General features: G+C 44.4%; 11 protein-coding genes, 1 pseudogene and 1 riboswitch. Of the genes and pseudogenes, 1 reads left to right on the top strand and 11 read right to left on the bottom strand.

The window, feature by feature from the left end:
- Positions 1-22: 22 nt before the first annotated feature.
- From AC58PV_RS09815 to AC58PV_RS09785, 7 genes and pseudogenes are all read right to left on the bottom strand, one after another.
- A pseudogene (locus AC58PV_RS09815) lies at positions 23-1,228 on the bottom strand (macrolide family glycosyltransferase).
- Positions 1,229-1,245: 17 nt separating this feature from the next.
- Complete coding sequence (locus AC58PV_RS09810; RefSeq protein ID WP_497432069.1) at positions 1,246-2,034, bottom strand: PhzF family phenazine biosynthesis protein; 789 nt, start codon at positions 2,032-2,034, stop codon at positions 1,246-1,248.
- A gap of 39 nt (positions 2,035-2,073) precedes the next feature.
- Complete coding sequence (locus AC58PV_RS09805) at positions 2,074-2,604, bottom strand: DUF6886 family protein (protein ID WP_497432068.1); 531 nt, start codon at positions 2,602-2,604, stop codon at positions 2,074-2,076.
- Positions 2,605-2,628: 24 nt separating this feature from the next.
- The gene (locus AC58PV_RS09800) at positions 2,629-3,471 is read right to left on the bottom strand and encodes a bifunctional 5,10-methylenetetrahydrofolate dehydrogenase/5,10-methenyltetrahydrofolate cyclohydrolase (protein ID WP_497432067.1); all 843 of its coding nucleotides are present in this window, start codon (positions 3,469-3,471) and stop codon (positions 2,629-2,631) included.
- A 56-nt stretch (positions 3,472-3,527) separates the two neighbouring features.
- Positions 3,528-3,605, bottom strand: a riboswitch (ZMP/ZTP riboswitch).
- Positions 3,606-3,664: 59 nt separating this feature from the next.
- Complete coding sequence (locus AC58PV_RS09795) at positions 3,665-5,296, bottom strand: hypothetical protein (protein WP_497432066.1); 1,632 nt, start codon at positions 5,294-5,296, stop codon at positions 3,665-3,667.
- A 173-nt stretch (positions 5,297-5,469) separates the two neighbouring features.
- Positions 5,470-5,925 (bottom strand): RidA family protein, encoded by a 456-nt coding sequence (locus AC58PV_RS09790; protein ID WP_497432166.1) that lies wholly within the window; start codon positions 5,923-5,925, stop codon positions 5,470-5,472.
- Between the two features lie 123 nt (positions 5,926-6,048).
- Positions 6,049-7,329: an adenylosuccinate synthase gene (locus AC58PV_RS09785; protein WP_497432065.1), complete on the bottom strand. Its 1,281-nt coding sequence runs from the start codon at positions 7,327-7,329 to the stop codon at positions 6,049-6,051.
- A gap of 109 nt (positions 7,330-7,438) precedes the next feature.
- Between AC58PV_RS09785 and AC58PV_RS09780 the strand changes: the two genes are divergently transcribed.
- The gene (locus tag AC58PV_RS09780) at positions 7,439-8,317 is read left to right on the top strand and encodes a LysR family transcriptional regulator (protein WP_497432064.1); all 879 of its coding nucleotides are present in this window, start codon (positions 7,439-7,441) and stop codon (positions 8,315-8,317) included.
- Positions 8,318-8,758: 441 nt separating this feature from the next.
- On the opposite strand, the gene AC58PV_RS09775 is transcribed toward AC58PV_RS09780, so the two are convergent.
- From AC58PV_RS09775 to AC58PV_RS09760, 4 genes are all read right to left on the bottom strand, one after another.
- Positions 8,759-11,086 carry a right-handed parallel beta-helix repeat-containing protein gene (locus AC58PV_RS09775; protein ID WP_497432063.1) on the bottom strand — a complete coding sequence of 776 codons (2,328 nt, stop codon included), beginning with the start codon at positions 11,084-11,086 and terminating at the stop codon, positions 8,759-8,761.
- Between the two features lie 150 nt (positions 11,087-11,236).
- A complete protein-coding gene (locus tag AC58PV_RS09770; protein ID WP_497432062.1) occupies positions 11,237-17,842 on the bottom strand; it encodes an Ig-like domain-containing protein in 6,606 nt (2,201 codons plus the stop codon).
- A 115-nt stretch (positions 17,843-17,957) separates the two neighbouring features.
- A complete protein-coding gene (locus tag AC58PV_RS09765) occupies positions 17,958-19,739 on the bottom strand; it encodes a hypothetical protein (RefSeq protein ID WP_497432061.1) in 1,782 nt (593 codons plus the stop codon).
- 94 nt (positions 19,740-19,833) lie between these two features.
- Positions 19,834-21,486 carry an extracellular solute-binding protein gene (locus tag AC58PV_RS09760; protein WP_497432060.1) on the bottom strand — a complete coding sequence of 551 codons (1,653 nt, stop codon included), beginning with the start codon at positions 21,484-21,486 and terminating at the stop codon, positions 19,834-19,836.
- Positions 21,487-21,509 lie beyond the last annotated feature (23 nt).

The raw sequence follows: 21,509 nt of genomic DNA, 5'->3' as shown, positions 1-21,509 counted from the left end.
CACCATGCTGAGGGTCTTCATTCTACTTAATCCCATAGTGCTCTTTAAACTTAAAAATCTCATCTACAGCTTGACGATACCCATCTGATTCTCGAAAAGATTCTCTTATTTTTGCAACAGCAGTCACAAACGATGGTTCACTTAACACCTGATCCACCGCTTCCAATAGTTGCTCAGCACTCAAAGTTTGCATTTGCAAAGTCACACCTGCTCCGATACTTTCGATTTGCCTAGCAATCATCGGTTGATCAGCACTTTGTGGGATGACAAGGAGTGGAACCCCGAAATAGAGGCCTTCATGCGTACTATTCATGCCTCCATGTGTAATAAATAACTTCGTATTGGGCAGCAATTCGGCTTGTGGAACATAGGGTTTCACAGTAAAATTAGGTGGAATTTCGCCTAAATCAGATATTTGAACGTTGTTCCCAATGGACATGACAATGGTATGTTCCGTATTTCCGAATGCCGCTAAACAAAGTTTATAGAAATCAATGGATCGGTTAAATACGGTTCCCAATGAAATGTAAATTGGTTTTTCCGCCAGAATCTCTGAATACTCACTGCTTTCTGAGCGTAATCGTGTTGAAATCGATGGCCCTACGAATCGATAGGACTGGTCGAAAGATTCACCATTCGGTTGAAACTCCCTTGTGGTATAGACGATTGTAAGCGGTGCTGGATTACATAGTATTTCATAAGGAGAATGGATCCCTACATCATATTTTTCCTTCACCATCATCGTCAGGTTTTGAAATTGATCATAAATGGGTTTAGCAATTTCAGCAGAAACGTTACTTAAGAATTATTCTATCTCCTGATCAATGGTTTCTTTGGACTGCGCAAAAGACGTGCAAGAATTAATTGCAGGAAGCTTAAGCAGCTGAGCAAGTATACGTCCACAACCGAACATGGCATCATGGATCATATAATCAAATTGTTCATCCTTGATCTGTTCAAGCACGCTTGGGATCACAATATCTGCTGTTAGTAAAAGACCATTGACTCTTTCGAGTACATGATTTCTTCCACTTGAAATAAATGCTTTAATAAACTTTTGATCATCAATTGTCCGTACAGTTGCACCTGTCTTTTCAATGCGCTCCCTAAACGCTTCTATGCAAAAGTAGACGACCTCATCGCCACGGGCAACCAGCTCCTGCACAACGCCAATCGTCGGATTAATATGTCCTTCAGATCCAACATTTATCAATAAAACGCGCGCCATTTCTACATCTCCTTATGCTAGATGAACATTTCGCTCTTCATAACCGTTACTGCTTGGCCAGACATAAGTACTCTGTCATCCTGTAAGCTAATTTGTAGTAAACCGCCCCTTGCGGATGCCTGATACGCGAACATATCCGTTTTATTTAATTTTTCACCCCAATATGGTGCAAGTCCACAATGAGATGAGCCCGTTACAGGGTCTTCATTCACACCTACCACTGGGAAAAAGCATCTCGATACAAAGTCATATGCTTGCGAGCGGCTTGTCACATTAATCCCTCTTGTCTGAATCGTCTGCAACAAAGAGAAATCAGGACTTAGTCGCTTAACAATATCTTCCGATTCAACTTCAATGAAATAATCAAATCTATTTCGTCCTACAAATAACGGTTGAATATGGAGTTCATCCATTAATTCTGACGGATACTCACACGCAATCACTGGTTCTGACGGAAAATTAAGTTGAATCCAAGAATCACGTTTTATTGCCGTTAAAAGTCCACTTCTAGTATAGAAACTTGCTTGTTGGTTCAAAGGTAAGTTCCCTGTTTCCCACAGCATGTGCGCGCTTGCCAATGTGGCATGTCCACACAAATCCACTTCAGAACTCGGTGTGAACCATCGAAGCGAATATCCGTCTTGCTGAGGAAACATAAAAGCTGTTTCTGACAGATTCATTTCCGAAGCAATTCGCTGCATCAACGCTTCATCAAGCGGTTCTGAAGTTAAACAAACAGCAGCAGGATTTCCATTGAATATTTGATCCGTGAAAGCATCAACAACATAGATCGTTAAACTCAACATAATCCCCTCTATTTCTATTATATATTCTATAAATATGGTCTACAATTCGGTTAACCGCTGCTCGGCAAAGCCCATCCGACACATCGAATACTGAAAACTCGATTGCTGTATTTTATCCGATAAATCCCACAAATTTGCTAGGACCCGGACTTCGATATTCCTTTTAAAAAGCTCACCGAATAGATCCTTTATTTCAAATTGTCGGATCGGAACTTGGGATTGCTCACTTACATAGTAACCCGCTCCAAGATCACGCTCATAGAATTTCGTTGAATCGAATTCATACACGTACAAGGTTGTATTCTTCATAATTTCAAACCATTTATGCTCAATCGCTACGACATGTTGCATGGTATTGGAAGACAAATAGTGCTTCCGATCTTCTTCCGTGGTTGCCTCATTCGCATAATAAGTAACTCTCGGACAATTCCGAGGCGTTAAGAAATTGGGAAAACATTTCTCATTTATCGCCCATACTAACCCGACGGTTGGATCCAGATCTTTTCTTGAAGGAAGTCTAGGATTGAAAATCGAAATATCTTTTTCTTCACTCACGTGAAATAATTTCATCGTACTCCCCCTTCTTGACCTGAGTTAAGCAAACTTCTCTGCCGCATCAACCGTATGTTTCAACAAGGTAGCTATCGTGACCGGACCGACTCCTGCAGGAACAGGGGTAATCGCGGATGCTCTATCCTTACATGCCTCATAATCAACATCCCCTATGTTGCCTGCGTTATACCCCGCATCCAACACGGCGGCTCCTGGTTTAATCCAATCCCCTTGCACAAAGTTCGGTTTCCCTACGGCCGCTACTACTATGTCCGCTAATCGCACCATCGCTGCCAAATCCACAGTCTTCGAATGACACATGGTTACGGTCGCATTCCGATGGAGCAACATCATGGATACGGGTTTGCCAAGAATCGGGCTTCTACCAATGACAACAGCATGTTTGCCTTCCACTGCAATCTGATAATAGTCCATAATGGCTAGAATCGCCGCTGGCGTACAAGAAGGGAATCTGGCAAAGCCGAAGGCGTTTTGAGCAAATCCAAGTGTCGTGACGCCATCTACATCTTTTTCGATGCCAATCGCTTCAAATGCAGCTCGCTCATCAATATGATGAGGCACAGGATGCTGTAACAGTATTCCATGGACACTTGGGTCCACATTCAGTTTCTGGATTTCAGCAATCAAATCTTCAGTCGAGATATGCTCAGGAAGTTCAATTCGGATCGACTTGATACCCAATCGTTTACAAGCATTCCCTTTCATTTTGACATAAGTCGCTGAAGACGGATCACCACCGACCAAAATCGTAGCCAAACAAGGAACGATCCCCTTCTCGGCAAGTACATCAATTCTACTTTTCAACGCCTCTTTCATGTCTGTTGCCACTCGATTACCATCCAAGATTACGGTTTCCGCGGTCATCTTATCATCCCTCTCAAGTTTGGATCAAACATAAAGAGGTAAGGGGATTTCCCCTTACCTCTTGCCCAGGCGTACGGCAGTTATCGATGTGCTCCCTCATGGTTCCCCATGTTCCGCCAGTCACACAACGTTTATTCGTCCTTCTATTTTAACAATGAATGTCATGTTTTTCAATTCTTTTGCATGAAAATCGCTACAAGGAAGCAGGAGACATAAAAAATGAATACCACAAATTCGTCATGAAAACATCAAGGACTACGAAATAGAACATTTCAAGTCCAACATTTCGTTCAGACAAACCTTTTCTCCATAGACGGGTTATGAAATAGGAAATTCCAGCAAACAGAAGAAGTAACACCAAGCTCAACCACACCGATTGAATGAAATCCGGCATGACCTGCAGGGCTATCGGTTTACGATAATCACCAATAAATAGTGCTTTGACAATGAGATACATCGCCATGGCTATTCCAAAGTGCCGCACCGCATGCTCGTCATAATGATATTGCCAGAATACACTAATCACGATGAGATATAGTCCAGGCAACAAAATCCATTTCAAGCTAATAAGGGCAGTGAGTACGCCAATTCCCCAAAACAGCGGTAAATTTCCCGCTGCCTGTTGCACATCCTCTGCTCGGAGGCTGTTCATTCGCTCTTGATATGATATCTGATCGGTGGCGTAGTTGACACGAAACGTCTCTGTGTTCACAGCATCCAACCATACAACATATGTATTCCCCTTAAACGAGGCATATGTCGGATAGACGGCAAAACCACCGAATTGGCTGACTCTTGCGGCATGTAACATCTTACCATCCATAAAATCTACCTTGTACACCTCTTGACTCGTTTGACGCCGATTTTTCTCATAGACCGATGAAACCACAAGTGTTACTTCGTTAGAAGTCATCTTCATAAACGATGGATGCAAGATCGTATCAGAATCGATTCCTTTCTTAATAGGGAGGTTAAGCACCTCATCTTGCAACATAGTTGGCTGATTCTCAGGGAAAGTGATCGTATGTAAGATGCTTTTGCCTGATTTACGTGAGCTTGTCGTATATGCGGTAATTAATGTAGAACCATCTCTAGCTAGGACTATTTCATCCAAACTACTCGTTGCCTGATCTAAATCCTTCAGCTTTAATTGCAATTGCGGCATCCAGGTTGATTGTGCAAGCTTCGCGTAGTGAAAAGATTCATTGCCATCTTGACTGATTGCGTAAACAAGAGACAAGCTGCTGCCCGACGCATCCCATACACCTTGTAGTTGTTTGACATTCCCGAGATCAAGTTTCGTCCAAGTCATCTTGACGTTCGGAAGGAATTCACCGACATACAACGTTGATTCATTGTAAGCCAGCAGAACTTTCTCAGCATGGGGTCCTACAACAGTTTGCACATGATCGATTTCATTCGCAATGAGTATGGTCTTCGGACTCCATGACCCATTCTTCCACTCACTTGCGTATAATTGATTGCCGTCCCCAATCCATAGGATATGATCCTTATCTATCATTCTATAGCCTTGGAAAACACCCGTATCAGGTAAGGGTCTAGTCTCTGCACGGTTGCGCCCCTCTTCATCAAGGGCATTGAATGCAATTGCTTTTCCCGCTAGATATGTGAATCCGCCTTCCTCAATCACTTGTACGGGCTCACCATAGGTTGCTAACTCAGGTAGTTCTGTTGCGCGGCCGAATGGTTCTGGATAGGGCTTGACATTTTCATTGGCCAACATGAATGACTGAATGACTCCGATAACGACGATGATTGCTAGAAAAGGTACATAGGTAAGCAGCTTCCATCTTGCTTTGTTCAATAGATAATTCCTCCTACCATTTTTTAGAAAATAGTAAACACATTAATTATCCCTCGTTCAATAAATATACATGCCAATAATAGCATTTATTCCGCTATGCTTCACTACCTAAATTAGAGCGATGCCATCATTTGCATCATGGATCGCTCTTTCATTATAATCAACACAAGTTCTCAATCCTCTATTTGAAAAATAGAATCCACAATAATTGGCAAGTTATCTCGAAGTGATACAGCTCCGAAAACCGATCGCGCAGACTTCCCCTTTTCGCCAAACACATCCAACATCAGATCAGAACATCCATTGAGCACCACATGATGCTCTTCAAATTCTGGAATGGCATTCACGAACCCCTGTAGTTTGACGACTTGTTTAACAAACTCCAGAGAACCTAATGCAGATTGCACAACAGCAAGAATTTCAATCCCCGTTAACCTTGCAAAGTGGTATCCTTCTTGTGTTGTATATTCCTTCCCCAATTTACCTTTTGGACTGCCAGACGGACCCTTGCCTGATACAAACAAAAATCCATTCGCTTTCACATAATTCGTATATTGGGCTGCTGGTTGACTTGCCATAGGCAGTATAATGCCAAGTGTTTCTAATCTTTGAGCAATCGCGTGTTTCATCATAGATAGATCGATCCTCCCACATGTATCTATTCTTCGTTGGACCTCTTACTTTACACTTCTTAATCCAATCACAGTTTAGAAAAAAGCCACCTCACGGCGGCTAAATAAAACTTATTGAAGCTAGCAAGAAATGACTTGTTCACGTCTGGGTCCGACAGAAACCGTTGATATCTTCACGCCAATAGCGGCTTCAACGAATTGAATGTAAGTCTTTGCTGCTTCTGGAAGTTCCTCCAAGCATGTTATCTGTGAGATATCACATTTCCAACCTGGCAATTGTGACAACACAGGCTTAGCCGAATCCAATAGCGCATTGACTGGGAATCGATCAACAACTGTGCCATCTGCTAATTCGTAGCCAACACAGACTGGAATTTCATCCAGGTAACCTAATACATCCAAATTGGTTAGCACGACACTTGTCGCCCCCTGGATCATGCAGCCATACTTCGTTGCAACCGCATCGAACCATCCCATGCGTCTAGGACGCTTCGTATTCACGCCGTATTCGCCAGCATCCCCGCCGCGACGACGTAATTCCTCCGCCTCATTCCCTGCTATTTCCGTGACAAACGGTCCCGCCCCTACGCAACTCGAGTAGGCTTTTACTACAGCAAACACCTCTGAGATCGATCTAGCGGGCAGCCCTGCCCCAACAGAGGCAAAACCAGCAAGCGTCGAAGACGATGTTGAATAGGGATAAATCCCATGGTCCGGGTCCCGTAGAGCACCAAGTTGCCCTTCCACTACGATAAGCTCTCCCTTGGCATCGGCATTTTGAAGCAGTGTCGTTGTGTCATACACATAGGGAGCTATGCGTTCGGCTTGATTCAACAGCTGTCTCAATAGTTCATCAAGCTCGATAGGCTCACGCCCATACAGATGTTCGAGTAAGACATTTTTCGCAGTGAGTAGATGCGCAAGTCGCTCCTTCAACCGAGATTCATCAAATAAATCAGACACCTGAATGCCAAGTTTAGCATATTTGTCTGCATAAAACGGCGCAATCCCTCGCTTAGTTGAACCATAACTACGCGATCCAAGTCGCTCTTCTTCGAGTTCGTCGAATAGGCGATGTACGGACAAAACAACTTGCGAGCGCTCAGAGATAAATAATTTAGGCTTAGGCACACCTCTAGCTGCAAGTTCCTCTAATTCACCTAACAAGATATCGATATCGAGTGCCGTTCCGGGCCCTATGACATTTGTAACATGATCATAAAACACACCGGATGGCAACATTCGCAGTGCAAATTTACCGTAGTCATTTATAATGGTATGCCCTGCATTACTTCCTCCTTGATAGCGAACAACATAGGAAGATTGTGCCGCTAGCACATCCGTCATCTTCCCTTTACCTTCATCTCCCCAATTCGCACCAACAATCGCCGTTACCGCCAAATTTAACGCCTCCTACACTTGTTTTGCCTGACATAGCTTATTATAATTGCCATAATGACATTAGAATAATTGATATAAATAATATCAGGTATAAAGTGAGGTAATGATAATGGATGTTAATCTGGAATGGTACCGCGTCTTTTACTGGACAGCGCATACGGGAAGTTTATCGAGGGCGGCTGACGTGCTTCATATAACTCAACCCGCGGTAAGTCATACCATTAAGCAATTGGAAGCCGCGCTCGCTGGTCAACTCTTTTTTCGGACGGCCAAAGGAGTCACGCTCACAGTGGAAGGTGAAGTGTTATTTCGGTACATCGAGCAGGCATTACAGTTTATGAAAATTGGTGAAAAAGCCATCGCTGACATGCATAGCTTACAAAGCGGGGAGATTAATATTGGGGCAAGTGATACGTTGTGCAAGTATTATCTCCTGCCCTATCTCGAAGCTTTCCATGAGCAATACCCAGGCGTGCGAATCCGTGTTACCAACCGGACAACACCTGAAACCATAACGCTTCTCAAGGAGGGTAAAATCGATTTCGGCATCGTCTCTCTCCCCGCTTCGGACAAACAAATTGACTTTCGCGAAAGTACCGCAATTCAAGACTGCCTAGTCGGCGGGAAGGCCTATGCTCATCTGGCAGGAAGTCCGTTATTCCTCCAAGATTTACACCATTATCCCCTTTTATTATTGGAAAAAGGGGCAAGCACGCGGCGTTTTATCGACGACTTCGCCACCTCCGAAGGCGTAATCCTCACACCTGAATTCGAGCTAGGCAGCATCGATCTCCTTATTCAGTTCGCCAAACGAGGCTTCGGCCTCGCTTTTGTCATCGGTGACTATGTAGCCGAGGAACTTGCCGGTGGCGATCTAATCGAAATTCCACTAGCTTCTCCACCCCCCGCGCGTCAAATCGGAATTGCTACACTTCGTGGAGTTCCTCTATCGGCGGCATCGAAATCTTTCCTGGAGATGTTGCCTTGATCGCTTGAGATAGTCGATTTTTTCGACTATCTGGGGCGTCAGGGGCACATTTGGCCTTGGGATAGTCGATTTTTTCGACTATCTGTGGCCTCGAAGGCGCATTTGGCCTTGAGATAGTCGATTTTTTCGACTATCTGGGGTCTCGAGAGCGCCTTCTCTATCGAGATAATCGATTTTTTCGACTTACGTGAGCCAAACTCGTGCTCTCGCCCTCCCTAAGTCTTTTTTTTGACTATCTAGGGCCATAGGGGCGCCTGGAATCGCGAGATAGTCGAATTTTTCATCTATCTAAGACCTAATGATATGAGTATAAGAAAAGTGAATTTCTTGTTCACAAAAAAACTCTCCTTCTCTTCCAAGTAAGTTAAGAATAGCTGCTTAGCCACTCAAATCTTATTTGATTAGAAAAGGAGAATTCAAACAAACACAACCAATTTCCTATTAAGGAGCTAATACCTGAACATTATCCAAATAGAAACTGCCACTATGACCCGTGCCAATACCAAAACTGATTGTTCTTATATGCGTCACTGGATTGCGGAAGTTGGCGTCAGTAACGAGTCTGATCCCATCCACATATAGATCAAATAGATCCGAATTCGTATCCATTACGATCTGCATCTCATACCAAGTTCCTGCGGTAAATGCCTGAACGGCAGTTAAGGTTGAGCCGTTGTACGTTTTGATATAACCGCCATCGAATCCAACTGAAACGGCTTGAACACCTGAACTATCTACCACGTATGGCGCCATTTTCCACGCTGAGGTTTGTTCGGCACGAATGTTAGCTTTGACTGTTAGAACTCCGCTCAATGAAGCGGCCAGCGTTTTATTTGCCATCGATGAGGTGGTTGAAACAGCTTTCGTGATCAACACACTTTTGTCCGTTGATGATGGGATTTCAGCGGTTGTTACAGAACCGTCCCCATTCGTAATCGACCATCCCGTAGGTGCACTCCCTGACGTCTCTCCATTAAAATTAGCATCCAAACTTACCAGCATCGGTTCCACATAATTCACTGCTGTTCCAACTTGATTAATGACCGAAACATCCTGCGTACTATTATTCACCCATTGATTGTTCATCGCACCAATCCCTGTTTGTTCATAAGTCAAAGATGCACCTGTGGTTGTCTGAATCGAAGCAAGGACATTATGTTGTACGGTAATAAACTCACTATAGTTATCCAGATACAAGCCTGCGACGGGGGAGCTCATGGCGTAACTGCTTTTGGCTATATCATGCACATAGTTTTCTAAAACATAAGTACCTGGCTGCCGCCCTAGCAAATAGATAGCCCCTCCATCGTCATGAGCCTGCATCACATGGTGAATATCGTTGTATTGAATGCGATTATTTGCCATTCCGGTGGAACAATTACATCCGCCTTGCCCACCTACTTGAATGCCCATATAAGGGGTATATGAAATCTCATTATGCTCGATGACGACGCCATTCACAAAATAGCCAACAATCCCAATACCGTTCGTATATTGTTGTCCGACACGTGCAATCGTGTTGTTCCCAATTAGTACGCGTTCAGTGAGATCGTATCTACTTGCGTTTTTTGGTGACTTCAACTCAATGCCATTGGCGGCAACATCTTCAATTGTGTTTCCAACGATTTGACTATCTTTTAAACCGTTACCCAGCTTAAGTGCAGTACCGCCTATATGACGAAAAGTATTATTGATTATGCTTAATTCATAAGCATATGTTACCTGCAAAGCACCTGGAACAACAGGTCCGCTTAATGGATTAGCGCCTTGCGTCATGACGACTCCGTTCGAGCTTGGACTTTTCCAGCCTGTATAGGTGAAGTTCAGTCCACTCACGGTTAGATGATGAATAGGCGCTGCTGCCGTTCCGACAACATTCATTAAGACATCTGACACAGGGATGCTCACTGAGATGGTTGACATATTTTGCCCACTTAATGGTTTGTAGTATAAAGTGTCCGTACCCGTTTGCAGGTACCACTCGCCAGGCGCATCCAGAAATTCATAGGCATTTTCAAAATAGTAGGCATTCGACGCATAATTAGAAGCTGATTTATCGAAGGCATGATCCTGGTCAGGAGAAAGGAATCGAACATAGGCATAATTCGCATCTGAAGTGAAAGAGGATAGCCGTAATCGGTTATGGTACCAATGAGGCTGAACGACCATTTCGACTTGATTAAAATCAGCCCAGTTGCTAATTTCTGTTAGATTGATTTTGTACTGCTTATTCGTAATATCTCCGCTTATGGTATCGTTGTACGATGCGAAAGTGTCTGAATTCGTTACATTAGGTATTCTAGCTTTAGTCGCTGGGGCATCATTCATGTACAATTGTCGAAATTCTGCAGTAACCCCTGTTTTCTTATAAATGTTAGCTGCCACATCATGTAGAGTCCATCCACCAGCCAGTGATTGAGCACCCGAAAGGACTGGAACTTCACTATTATACTTGGCCCAAATTACTCGGTATGAATTCGATCCGGAATCCCTATAATCCAGCGTAAGTGGCGTGCTCAGCGTATATGTGCCTCCTCGTAAAAATACTTGAATATCGCCGGTCATACTCGTGTTCACTGTACGTACTTTATCTCTTACTCCACTAAGCGAACACGGCGAAGCTAATGAACAAGTTGTTCCACTTCCTGACGGTGAAGCATAAAAGGTAGCTTGAACAGCAGCCTGAACAGAGGAAACTTTGCCGGCGAATAACGAAACGAACAAAAAGATACAGATAGCTAAGAAACGAACCAGGAACTGAGATCTCATACGAACACCCTCCCATCAAATGTAAACGCATTCATTTCAACTTACTTACTTACTTACTCACCTACTTCATCCTTTTCTACAAATTTCTCCTCCCTTGTAAAATAAAAATCCGGCGAAACTGTAACAAGCTCCGCCGGACATGTAGGTGTGTTATTCGTTTATGAATTTCACATGCTGTAAGAACCGTTTCAAAATAACGGCAGCCTGTGCGCGTGTTGCAGGTTGAGCAGGTGCGAAGTTTTGCCCATCTACACCTTGTAATATGCCAATTTCAACAGACTGCTTGATGGCTGGAAGCGCCCATTGGGATGCAAGGTTGATGTCATTGTAAGAAAGAACAGAAGATGCATCTTCTATCGTGGGATTGCTACCAGCCACTTTCAAAGCGCGTGTAATCATAACGGCCATTTGCTCCCGTGTTATTGTAGCTTTTGGGGCAAATTCATTCTCAGACATGCCATCCACAAGTCCTGCGCTCACAGCAGCTCCTACTGCTCCTGCATACCATTCGCTTGACGAGAAGTCCTTGAAATTAGCTCCTCCCATATTTTCATTCAATCCAAGTGAACGAACCAATAGGGCAGCAAACTCACTTCTAGTTATGGGTTGATCTGGTGCAAAGTCTTCCTCGCTTCTTCCCTTGATCAACAATTTAGACGCGAGGAATTCCACGTCTGAACGGGACCAGTGATGGGCGAGATCAGGAAATGTTTTACTGTACTGAATAACCGAGTAGGCGCTGTTCCCTTTTCTTTTGATTACCGCAACCGACTTGCCTCCTTCTTGCTTCATCGTCATCGGGACAAAAGTCAATTGCCCACTGGCATCGATCATTACGGCTGTTACATCTTTCGCATCGATAGATTCATGCAACTCAAGGCTTCGTTCCACATATTGGTTAAAATTATTCAGTTCAATGGATTGACCTCCGCCTTCAGCAATCACCTGGAATTCAATAATATCTGAAATGGATTTGGCAGAGAGCTGTTGCATCGTTTGTGTCGCTTTCGCTGCTTGATCCCCATGGACTCCTTTAATCGTTACTGAAATTTGGATCCCATCTTGTGTAACTCCTAACGACTTTCCTATTGCATGAAGATCAAGGAGCTGTAATGGCAAGCTATATGTAGCTCCCTCTGTTTGAATAAGAAGGATTGCCTGGGGATTTGACTCAGCTGCTTTTACGAGTGAACTACTCGGCAGCGTAACTGTAGTACCACCAGTCTCGACAGCTCCTGTCGCTGGAACAATGATAACAGGTTTCGATGCCCCCTTCAGACTATCCAACGCTTGGGTTAGTGCTTCTGCTGAGATGTGAATGAGCTGTCCCTTAGTACCATCGGGGTAGTTTTGCACCGTCGTAGTTCGTCCATGGGCTCCCAACAGAACGCCTTGCTCACTCTCCGTCCACAGCTGCTCACGCGGAGCTGGTGGACTTGACGCACTCGGGGTTGTATTTGACTCTTTTGTTGGTTCCGTAGTTGGCTCTGTTTTTGGTTCCGTGGTTTCCTCCTCAGCACGAACTACAATCTCTAATCTCGCCGTAACCACCGCATACTTACCAGTTATATGCGCAGTACCTTGCCCTACCGCTTCAACCATGCCATCTACGCTAACAGTTGCAACATTGGGTTGATCGCTTTCGTAAGTAACCCCTGTGGCTGGCTCGATGAGCACGCCAGTGTCATCCATTGCCTTCACTGTGGCAAGCGATGTCTCGCCAACCACCATCTCTGCTGCTCCATTCATGATAAGACCAACGATCGGTTGCAAAGAGTCATCGGTTTTAGAGAAAGTCATGCTGCCGTTCCTCGAAACAAGTCCGAAATAACCTGGTTGACGAATCGCTTGCGGAGCTGTATCCAAATAATTGAACACTTCGACACCATCGACTTTCAAAATAATACGTACGCCATTGGCTTCATTAAATGTTCCAAGCTCAAGATGCCGCTCTTGGTTGAACGGGAGCATCGTATTCGGGATGGCTGGTCCTGCCAGACTTGTATAATTGGCAATCGTACCGTATATCACCGTTCTTTGAGCCTTATTGTACCGCTGAAGCTCAATGCCAGATTCGGAAACGACCATGAGGTAATTATCTTCATCCCCATGACTATACCCAAGAGTACTACTTTGCTTGCCAAAAAGCAGGGCATACCAACTCGTTGTTGCATTGATTTTCAAATTAAAATCAATGAACTCGTTCATAAATGTACGCCCCTGATACACGGCGTGGCCACTATTCGGTGTCGTAATCGTAATACTGTCTGCGTCACTCTGCACATTATTTAATGCAGTCGGGGACACATACCAATTATCCAGATCGCCTAATTCCTTACGTAACTTGTAAGTATCTTTGGTAGAATTGTTCCACACCTTCACATGATAATAACCTTCCCGTTGCTGGCCTAGGAAATCACCTTTCAGTAGGAGAACGGCTGAACCTGCCTGATGTGCGGTTAGCGTGCCGTCACTGCTCACTGTAGCAATGTCAGGTGTTAAGGAAGTAAAAGTCACGTGATCAAGCTCCGTGCGATTGCCGAATGACGTATTCCCAAAAGCATGAAGCTCGGCAGTCGTCCCTTGTTCCACATGTACGATATTTCCCGTTGTATCCGTCAATCGAATATCCGTTAACACATCTCCGACATAGATATCCGCTTCAAGCTCACGCATGACTGTGCCATTCACGATATAAATAATAACCTTGGTACTCCCTGTCGAGATACCAGTCACATGCCCTTGTGCATCTACCGTAGCAATGTCAGCATTCTTAGATTTATAATAAAGCTGGCTTCCATCTAGGCTAAGAGGCTGGTCTTTACCGTTTTGAGCAATGACTTTTACTGTGCTTGTGGAGCCAATATTAAGACTAAGCCGCTCCGTCGACCAACGACTGACAATACCTGCTTGAAGATCCTGATAAGCTGGCTCTATCCCCGCTTGCGCAATTATCGTCTTAGCTGCCACAGGCCAATTAGCGTCTGGCACTACCGTCGTTCCTTCGAATGTATTGTTAATTCCAATATTCACGTAATAGGCTTCTGTCGTATAGTTATTGACAAAATCAAGATCATGAATGAGATTCGTCCATGCTTGCGCCCATCGCTTCGAACCATGCCATGGCTTCGATTCTTTCAAGTCGATAACATTGTTCTCATATCGCCAATATGCAGAAGATTGATCCGCATATAATACGGCACTATCATCCATCTGATTACGAATATAATTGCCGGATACAAGATTCTTATCTTGAGGACTGGCGCCATTGGTGCCAAGACTATAGATGGCACCGCCATCGCGAACCCCTTTGCCCATAAGGTCATAGATCATGTTGTCTTGAATCTTGATATTCTTGGTAACAGGATCAAAATTCTTATCCCACCCGTACCCAATATGCGTCCCGCTATACGGAATGTTATAAATCTCATTATGACTGATGTCCATATCAAGCGGATATCCAGCTGAAATCGCCGAAGCGGACTTGAAATCAATGCCAATATCATAAATTAAATTGTTAAGAATATCGTTATTCTTCATCACCATACGATGATCCGTAGGATTGTAATATTGTCGATCATTCGAAATCGGCTGCCCCACAGATATCGCACTGCCGGAAATGTCGTAGAAGCGATTCCCTTCGATCAAGCTATTTTGTACGCCATTTTGCATGATTAAACCCGTAATTCCTAATTTAGCAAAATCATTGCCGATGAAATTCACCGTATTCGCGAGTTCAACTTCAATTGCAGCATCTGGAAGTTCATCAGGCGTTCCTGAATAACGTAAATAGTTATTCTGTGCGTCGGAGTGTCCCCAATCCGAACTCGGTCTCATCCAGGTCGTATACATAAATTTCAATCCCTCGAATTGAAGATTGCGCACAGGAAGATCCGCTGATTGCCCGGTAACCGATACTAACTGTTCCAAAATAGGCGCAGTGACTTGAGCCGTAGATAAATCTTCCCAAGCTCTTGGCATATAATAGAGATATCCGTCCCATTGATCGAAGTACCATTCTCCTTCTTGATCGAGCAGTTCATACGCATTTTCATAATAAACAGGTACCGTTACCGACGATAATCCACGAACTGATGATGCTGTCCATCCGGGATTTTTCATCGTTATCTGCGCTTTACTGCCACTCACATTCACTGACTCCACTTTCACACGTGAATTGGACCATAGGTCATTGAACACCATTTCAAGATCACCGATCCGACGATAATTCGCTAGGTTGGTGTCATCGGATGTATACCCAGTAGTTGTCTTGGTAGCGTTAATTAATCCACCCTCACTACGCGCTCTAACCGCACGTACGCCATTCACATAGAGCTGTCTAGTTTGAAAATTCGCTCCCACGAATGCCCGATATACGTGCCGTTCATTGTCAAACTGATTCCATCCCGAAACCGTTTGTCCTCCGCTAATCATCGGATGCTCACCAGGGTAACTATGGTAGGTTACAAAATAACCGTTACTGCCCGAATCTGTCTCATTAAATCGAAGGGTATCGCTTAATGTATACGTTCCCTCACGTAAATAGATGTTGATATCGCCCTGCATGTTGGTGTTTAACCCTCTCGCAGCTGTTTGAGCCCGTTGAATTGTCTTAAAAGGTGCAAGTAATGTCCCCGGATTCGAATCATTTCCCGTTGGCGAAACGTACAATTCATGTGCGACGGATCTGTTCACGACAGTCACATTCGTCTGCCCTTGAATCGTTCCCTCCTTATTCGTTGCATATACGGTCGTTGTGCCAGCCCCAATCCCAGTCAGCTCTCCATATCTGTCAACGGTTGCTACAGCAGCATTCGCCGTTCCCCAAACAATATGCCCTTCTGTTGTTCCAACAGGCGTCAGTGTAGCTTGCAGATACTGCCTGGATCCCACAGGGACAGCTTCAGCAAGAGCTGCAATTGAAATCCCTGTGATTGGCACTTCATAGACGTGTACCGTTACGGAGACTGCCGGAATATTCTCAAAAGGCTGTGCTGTAATGAGTGTCGTTCCTGGTTGCAGCCCCAGTACAACGCCTTTGTTATCCACTGAAGCAATGGTCGGTTCGCTGGATGTCCATACGGCACTCTGAACAGTAGCGTTTGCAGGTGTAAACAAGAGCGGTAACTGCCAACTAGCATCCTTCGCCAAATTGACTTCATTAGGACTCATGGATGCGCTTATTGCAGCGTGATAGGAGTACATTTGAAAATCATCGAAAAAAGCCGTTCCTATGCTATCTTTATACAGCCCCAAATACATTACAGTGGGTACACCACCAAGATCATAAGGCTCACGTGATAACTTCTGATTGCCATTGATGTAGAAATCAAAGACATTTGCATCCGTGTCCAACATAAGTTTAACTTCATACCACTCACCACTTGTAAACGGTTGGATATTCGTCCATGCTGACGCCCCTTGCTTCATATAGCTGAATTGTCCTGCATTTAATGCAAACTTCAGCGCGGAACTACCCGTAGCCCCACTCTTAAGGGAAGGCAAATAGATGACGGCATCCGTTTGTTCTCCTCGAAATTTGTACGTTAAGGTTACTTTTGAGCTTGCACCTGTAATTGTTTTCTCGATATTATATGAGGCGGTAGATTTCCCATTTTTCTCAAGTTTAAGCATCTTGCCTGGATATCCTGCAAGTTCACCTATCGTTGCTGCCAATATATACGGATCAGGAGCGGGACTAACCGCCGCAGAAGGCGCTGGTATCTTCCAAGTCGAAGGCTTGGAACCTGTTGTTTCCGCGTCAAATGGGATGGATATGAGATCTCCTACTTCCCCGCCAATTGGTGTTATTCCGTTCACATTTACTACAAAGGTTGCATCCGGAACTTGATCTGCTGCTCTGGCTGTAATGCTCGCTGTGCCCGGTGCTATCCCTGTCACCACACCACTTGCAGTAACCGTTGCGATGGCTGTATTACTGGATGACCATGTCAAACTTTGATTCGTTGCTGTTGGCGGTGTGAAAATGACAGTTAGGGGTTGGCTTGCACCCACATTCAGTTCATAAACCGCTTGCGTAACAGCAACCGAGGTAGCTGGTACATACGCATAAATATGAAAATCATCGAAGTAAGCGGTACCAATTGTATCTTTGTACAAGCCCAAATAAAAGGACGTTATGGTTCCCGTTTCCGCCATAGGTTCATTCGTGAGTTTCTTCTCATTGTTTATGTATAAATCAAACGTATCCGTATCTGAATTAAGAAGCAATTTCACCTCATACCAAGTGGCACTTGCAAAAGTTTGAATGGTCGTCCAAGTCGATGCTCCTTTCTTCATATATTGGAAGTTGCCCCCATTCATCGCGAATTTAGCCATGGCGGTTGTTCCGCTTTTGGGAGATGGCAAATACACGGTCCCTGAAGTTTGTTCCGCTCTCACTTTATAGGTAAATACCGACTGACTGCTCGCACCTGCGAAAGCGCGCTCGATTTGAAGATTACCCGTTGATTTGCCGTTCTTCTCGAACTTCAGCAATGGCGTGGGGTAATCAATTAAATTTTCGACAGTTGCCTTAGCGATATAAGGAACTGGCGCAGAAGCATCTGCGGCTGGCGGATTTCCAGTCCAGTTGGCGGGCTTAACACCCAACGTACTTGTATCAAAATTCTCGACGAATACATCGTCCGAACTTGCCATGACGCTAGGTACCGCTACTGGTAAACAAAGACCCGTCAGTAGGGCAAACACCAAGAAAGCGCATACAAATTTGAACTTCAAGATGATTCTTCTCATTATTCCTCCACCTTTTCTAGTGTAATGTCGTTCTCGGAAGTAAACATAAGACGCAAAGACCCCCTTAAGCAATATTCATCTTTCCCGTATATCGCTTAAGGAGGTTATCTACTGTCTATTCATGAGGATCTACGTGTAACTGAACCTTCTCCACACCTGCAATACGTAATTGAATCTGTCTGATTTCTGTATAACTCGTTCGCGGAACTTCGCCATCTGCAAAGCTACGATCTTCAATTCGTACTCCTTCCAAATAGTGATGAATCTCTTCTTGATTCGAGAGATCCTCCAATGAAAGTACGGCCCATCCCGTTTCCAACCGCGCATGACGAACCAGACCTGCTTGCCCATTGTGCAGAACTTGCCTTAATTTAACTCGGTTCGATTCATGCATAATGTCAACGTCGATCAACTGTCTCTGCAACGTGTTGCTTGTCATTCCATTCAATGCTGTAATTGCAATTGTCGTATTGGCATATCTCAGAAGCAGCCAGTGTCTGCCTTCTGCAGCAGTAGTGAATTCCTCAATCGCGCCGGAATAGCGGTGTATGACCCACTCATCTGCGATCTCAGAGGCTTCATGATTCAAATTCGACATGCTGCGAACCGTAAGCAAACAATGCTCGGATTGGGCTGAACGCGTTTGTATATCGGGAAAGAACGATTCCTTGAACAGCGCCGGTGCCAAATACGACGTACGGTATGATTCTCCTGGGTGTGTACGAACCTCATCACCGAGATCAACGTACCAGCGCAAGAATGACACCTGCTCCCCGGTTACACTGAAACTTACTGGGAAGGATTGCCAGCCAAGTCCCCAGTCCGGCCATTGGTAGCTGCCTGCGATGACGGGGAACCGGCTAATGCTACCGAGCCGTGAGCTAGTGCCAATCCAATAATAAGCGAAACTTTTATCGAAGATAGGTTCTTCCCATACTCTCGGCGTTGGTTGAAGGGGACTTCCTCCTGCGAGATCAGATACCTCTGATTCAAATAAAAGTAAACTTAGCAGATGATTCATCGTTAGTTTCTCTGGGTGTAAACCATCTATGCCCACAAGGCCTGCAAGAGTCCAAATCATATCATCTCGTGTGGTTTCACCACTAAAATTATAGCTGCGAATCGTGGGGACGAACTCTTCACCTGCTTGAAACTGTAGAAAAAGATACATATTCTGAATGCGAGTACGCAGCTGTCCTTCGAGTGGGTGCCCCTGTCCCGCCAATACCTTAATCGCAATTTGAAGTGCATTTAAGATGACAGACAGATACACCAAGCTAATATTTTCTCCCCAACCCCAACCTCTACGTGTCGTATAATCCTCCCAGCGTTCGAAGAAACGGATGCCTGCCTCTAAATAAACAGGATTATGAAGCAAATACGAAATCGCTAACAGTAGTGCACCATCACTCACGATCTTATTCGGATAATAGAGAATAGGATCCCCACATTCTTTACGAAACCATTCACCCCCATGGCGCAGCATCTCGTGAATAACCGCTCTGTGACTAGACGGTATTACATCTGGATAGCACATAGACAAGATGACAAGTGGTCTTAAGATGAAGAAGGCAGCATTCGTATCATTGACATGCTCCTCTTCTTGATACCAGCGAAACCCACCATAATGCGGATCTGATTGATTTGTCCGTTGCAGCTTAGCAATGGACTCCAGGATGTGCAATCCAGCTTGTTCATCTAGATGACCTAATAGCATACCAAATGTGTAATAATGCGATGTTTGTCTGCCTTCATGGCAATATCCTAAATGTGCAATTTCTCGTGTATGACCAGGTTTATTGTATCTGACCATACCATCTTCCAAGATGACATCCTTGTTCTCGAATAGAAAGGTTTCATTCATCAGCTTGTGTATATTCGGTTTCATTGTTATCACTACAATCACCTCTTATGCGCTCATTTATGCTCTAATAAACACGGAAAGTGCCTCCTAAGAGACACTTTCCTTATCCACTTCTCAGGAGATAATCTTATTTGATCTCATACAAATCTTTCATTAACAAGGCTGTTTTCTTATTCGCTTGATACCATTCATCATAGAAAGCGTCAACTTTCGGTCCGCCTGCTTTCTCCCATGCTGCTTTCGCTTCTGTAATAAATTGATCCATTGTGTAGCTATTTCCACTAACAATTACTTTCGTAGCCAAATCAACAATCGTTTTATTCGCATTCGTATTAATCGCTACCAATTCTTGCGGAAGCAGCGGTAAGAAATCACGATGCGTTACGCCTGGCATTGGTCGGCTCGGATCCACATACGCGATGCGTCCTTGCTTCAGAACTTCGAGCATGTCTTTCTCAATCGGCGTCGGATTCGTTTTATTTTCAAGACCCGTACAGGAATCCTTCGCTAGCGAAGCCAGCATATTTAAATCGGCTATGTAGCTAACTTCTTTCTTTGTTTTCTCCGCATCAATTGGCTCTGGGCAACCGTTCGCACCTTTTTTGTAGTGTTCGCCTTCATTTCCATTATTTACAGTTGTTTTGAAAGCATCGCTGGACATGAAATCAATTTCTTTGATAATGGCTGCTGGATCCTTAGCTGCAGCGTTGACAGCACCTGTGACAGCAATCGGGTTGTTCAATAGTGGACTGAATTGGCCAAACGCACTCTTCGGCAATGCAATCGGAATGATTTCCGCATCAGGGACATTTTTCTTCAAGGTTTCATAGTTCTTCGTCGGAAGGGAGCTTCCGATGATCCCCACTTTACCTGCCATCCAATCTTGCGCAGATTTCGCTCCATTTTTATCCGTCACAAAATCTTTATCCGTATAACCAGCTTCATAAATCGTTTTCTGATAAGCAATCGCTGCTTTCAAGCTATCCCAATCATGAACAACCTTGTCATCCTTCAGATTCCACGGATATTGATCCGTACCAAAGAGTGTGAAACCATTGCCAAACATATGATTTAGAATAATTCCCGAAATGAAGCTAAGTCCGATACCTTGTGTATCTTTCTTGCCGTTCCCGTCAGGATCGTTCTCTGTAAAAGCTTTCGCTACCGCTAACAGCTCCTCTGTTGTCTTCGGTACTTGTAAATTCAGTTTCTTAAGCCAATCCGCACGGACGAATAAGTAATGGTTAGGATCTAAATTGTAGGGGCGGCCCAAGAAGTACATTTTGCCATCTGGCATCGTTGTTGCCTTTTTCAAAGCAGGGTATTTCTCAAGTCTTGCTTTGTATTCTTTACTGTATTTATTAATAATGTCATCCAGCGGCATCAATTGCTTCTGGTTATATAATTGACCTAGATACGATTTATCGAATTCGAAAATAAGATCCGGCGCAGAACCTGAGGCAAACAATACATTGTATTTCTGCAAGGATTCGAACCGTGGAATCGGAACGAATTTCACATCTGCAGGACCTTTCTCATTCACCCATTTCGTCCAGCGATTGTTAATGATCGTCCCTTCTTCTGCCGGGATATTTCCGCGATCGTAGAGCGATGCTGTAATGGTGCCACGTTTCTCCGGTGTCGCTTGGGTTGCCGCACTTGGACTTGTCGTTGCCGTTTTCTCATCTTTGGTACTGCAGCCTACGACAACCAGAGCAAGCGCTGTCGCAAGCGCTGCTGTTGCAGTTGTTTTACGTTTTGTCCATGTTTGTTGTCTCATTGGTAGTGACCTCCCGAATTAGT

It is taken from the genome of Paenibacillus sp. J22FR83 (assembly GCF_059691955.1).
The sequence above is the reverse complement of the archived record's forward strand: the minus strand, read 5'-3'. Positions and strand labels throughout refer to the sequence as shown.

Bases quoted from the DNA above. Each gene is read 5' to 3' on its own strand.
- AC58PV_RS09810 (WP_497432069.1), bottom strand. From the start codon at position 2,034: ATGTTGAGTTTAACGATCTATGTTGTTGATGCTTTCACGGATCAAATA.
- AC58PV_RS09805 (WP_497432068.1), bottom strand. From the start codon at position 2,604: ATGAAATTATTTCACGTGAGTGAAGAAAAAGATATTTCGATTTTCAAT.
- AC58PV_RS09800 (WP_497432067.1), bottom strand. From the start codon at position 3,471: ATGACCGCGGAAACCGTAATCTTGGATGGTAATCGAGTGGCAACAGAC.
- AC58PV_RS09790 (WP_497432166.1), bottom strand. From the start codon at position 5,925: ATGAAACACGCGATTGCTCAAAGATTAGAAACACTTGGCATTATACTG.
- AC58PV_RS09780 (WP_497432064.1), top strand. From the start codon at position 7,439: ATGGATGTTAATCTGGAATGGTACCGCGTCTTTTACTGGACAGCGCAT.
- AC58PV_RS09775 (WP_497432063.1), bottom strand. From the start codon at position 11,086: ATGAGATCTCAGTTCCTGGTTCGTTTCTTAGCTATCTGTATCTTTTTG.
- AC58PV_RS09770 (WP_497432062.1), bottom strand. From the start codon at position 17,842: ATGAGAAGAATCATCTTGAAGTTCAAATTTGTATGCGCTTTCTTGGTG.
- AC58PV_RS09760 (WP_497432060.1), bottom strand. From the start codon at position 21,486: ATGAGACAACAAACATGGACAAAACGTAAAACAACTGCAACAGCAGCG.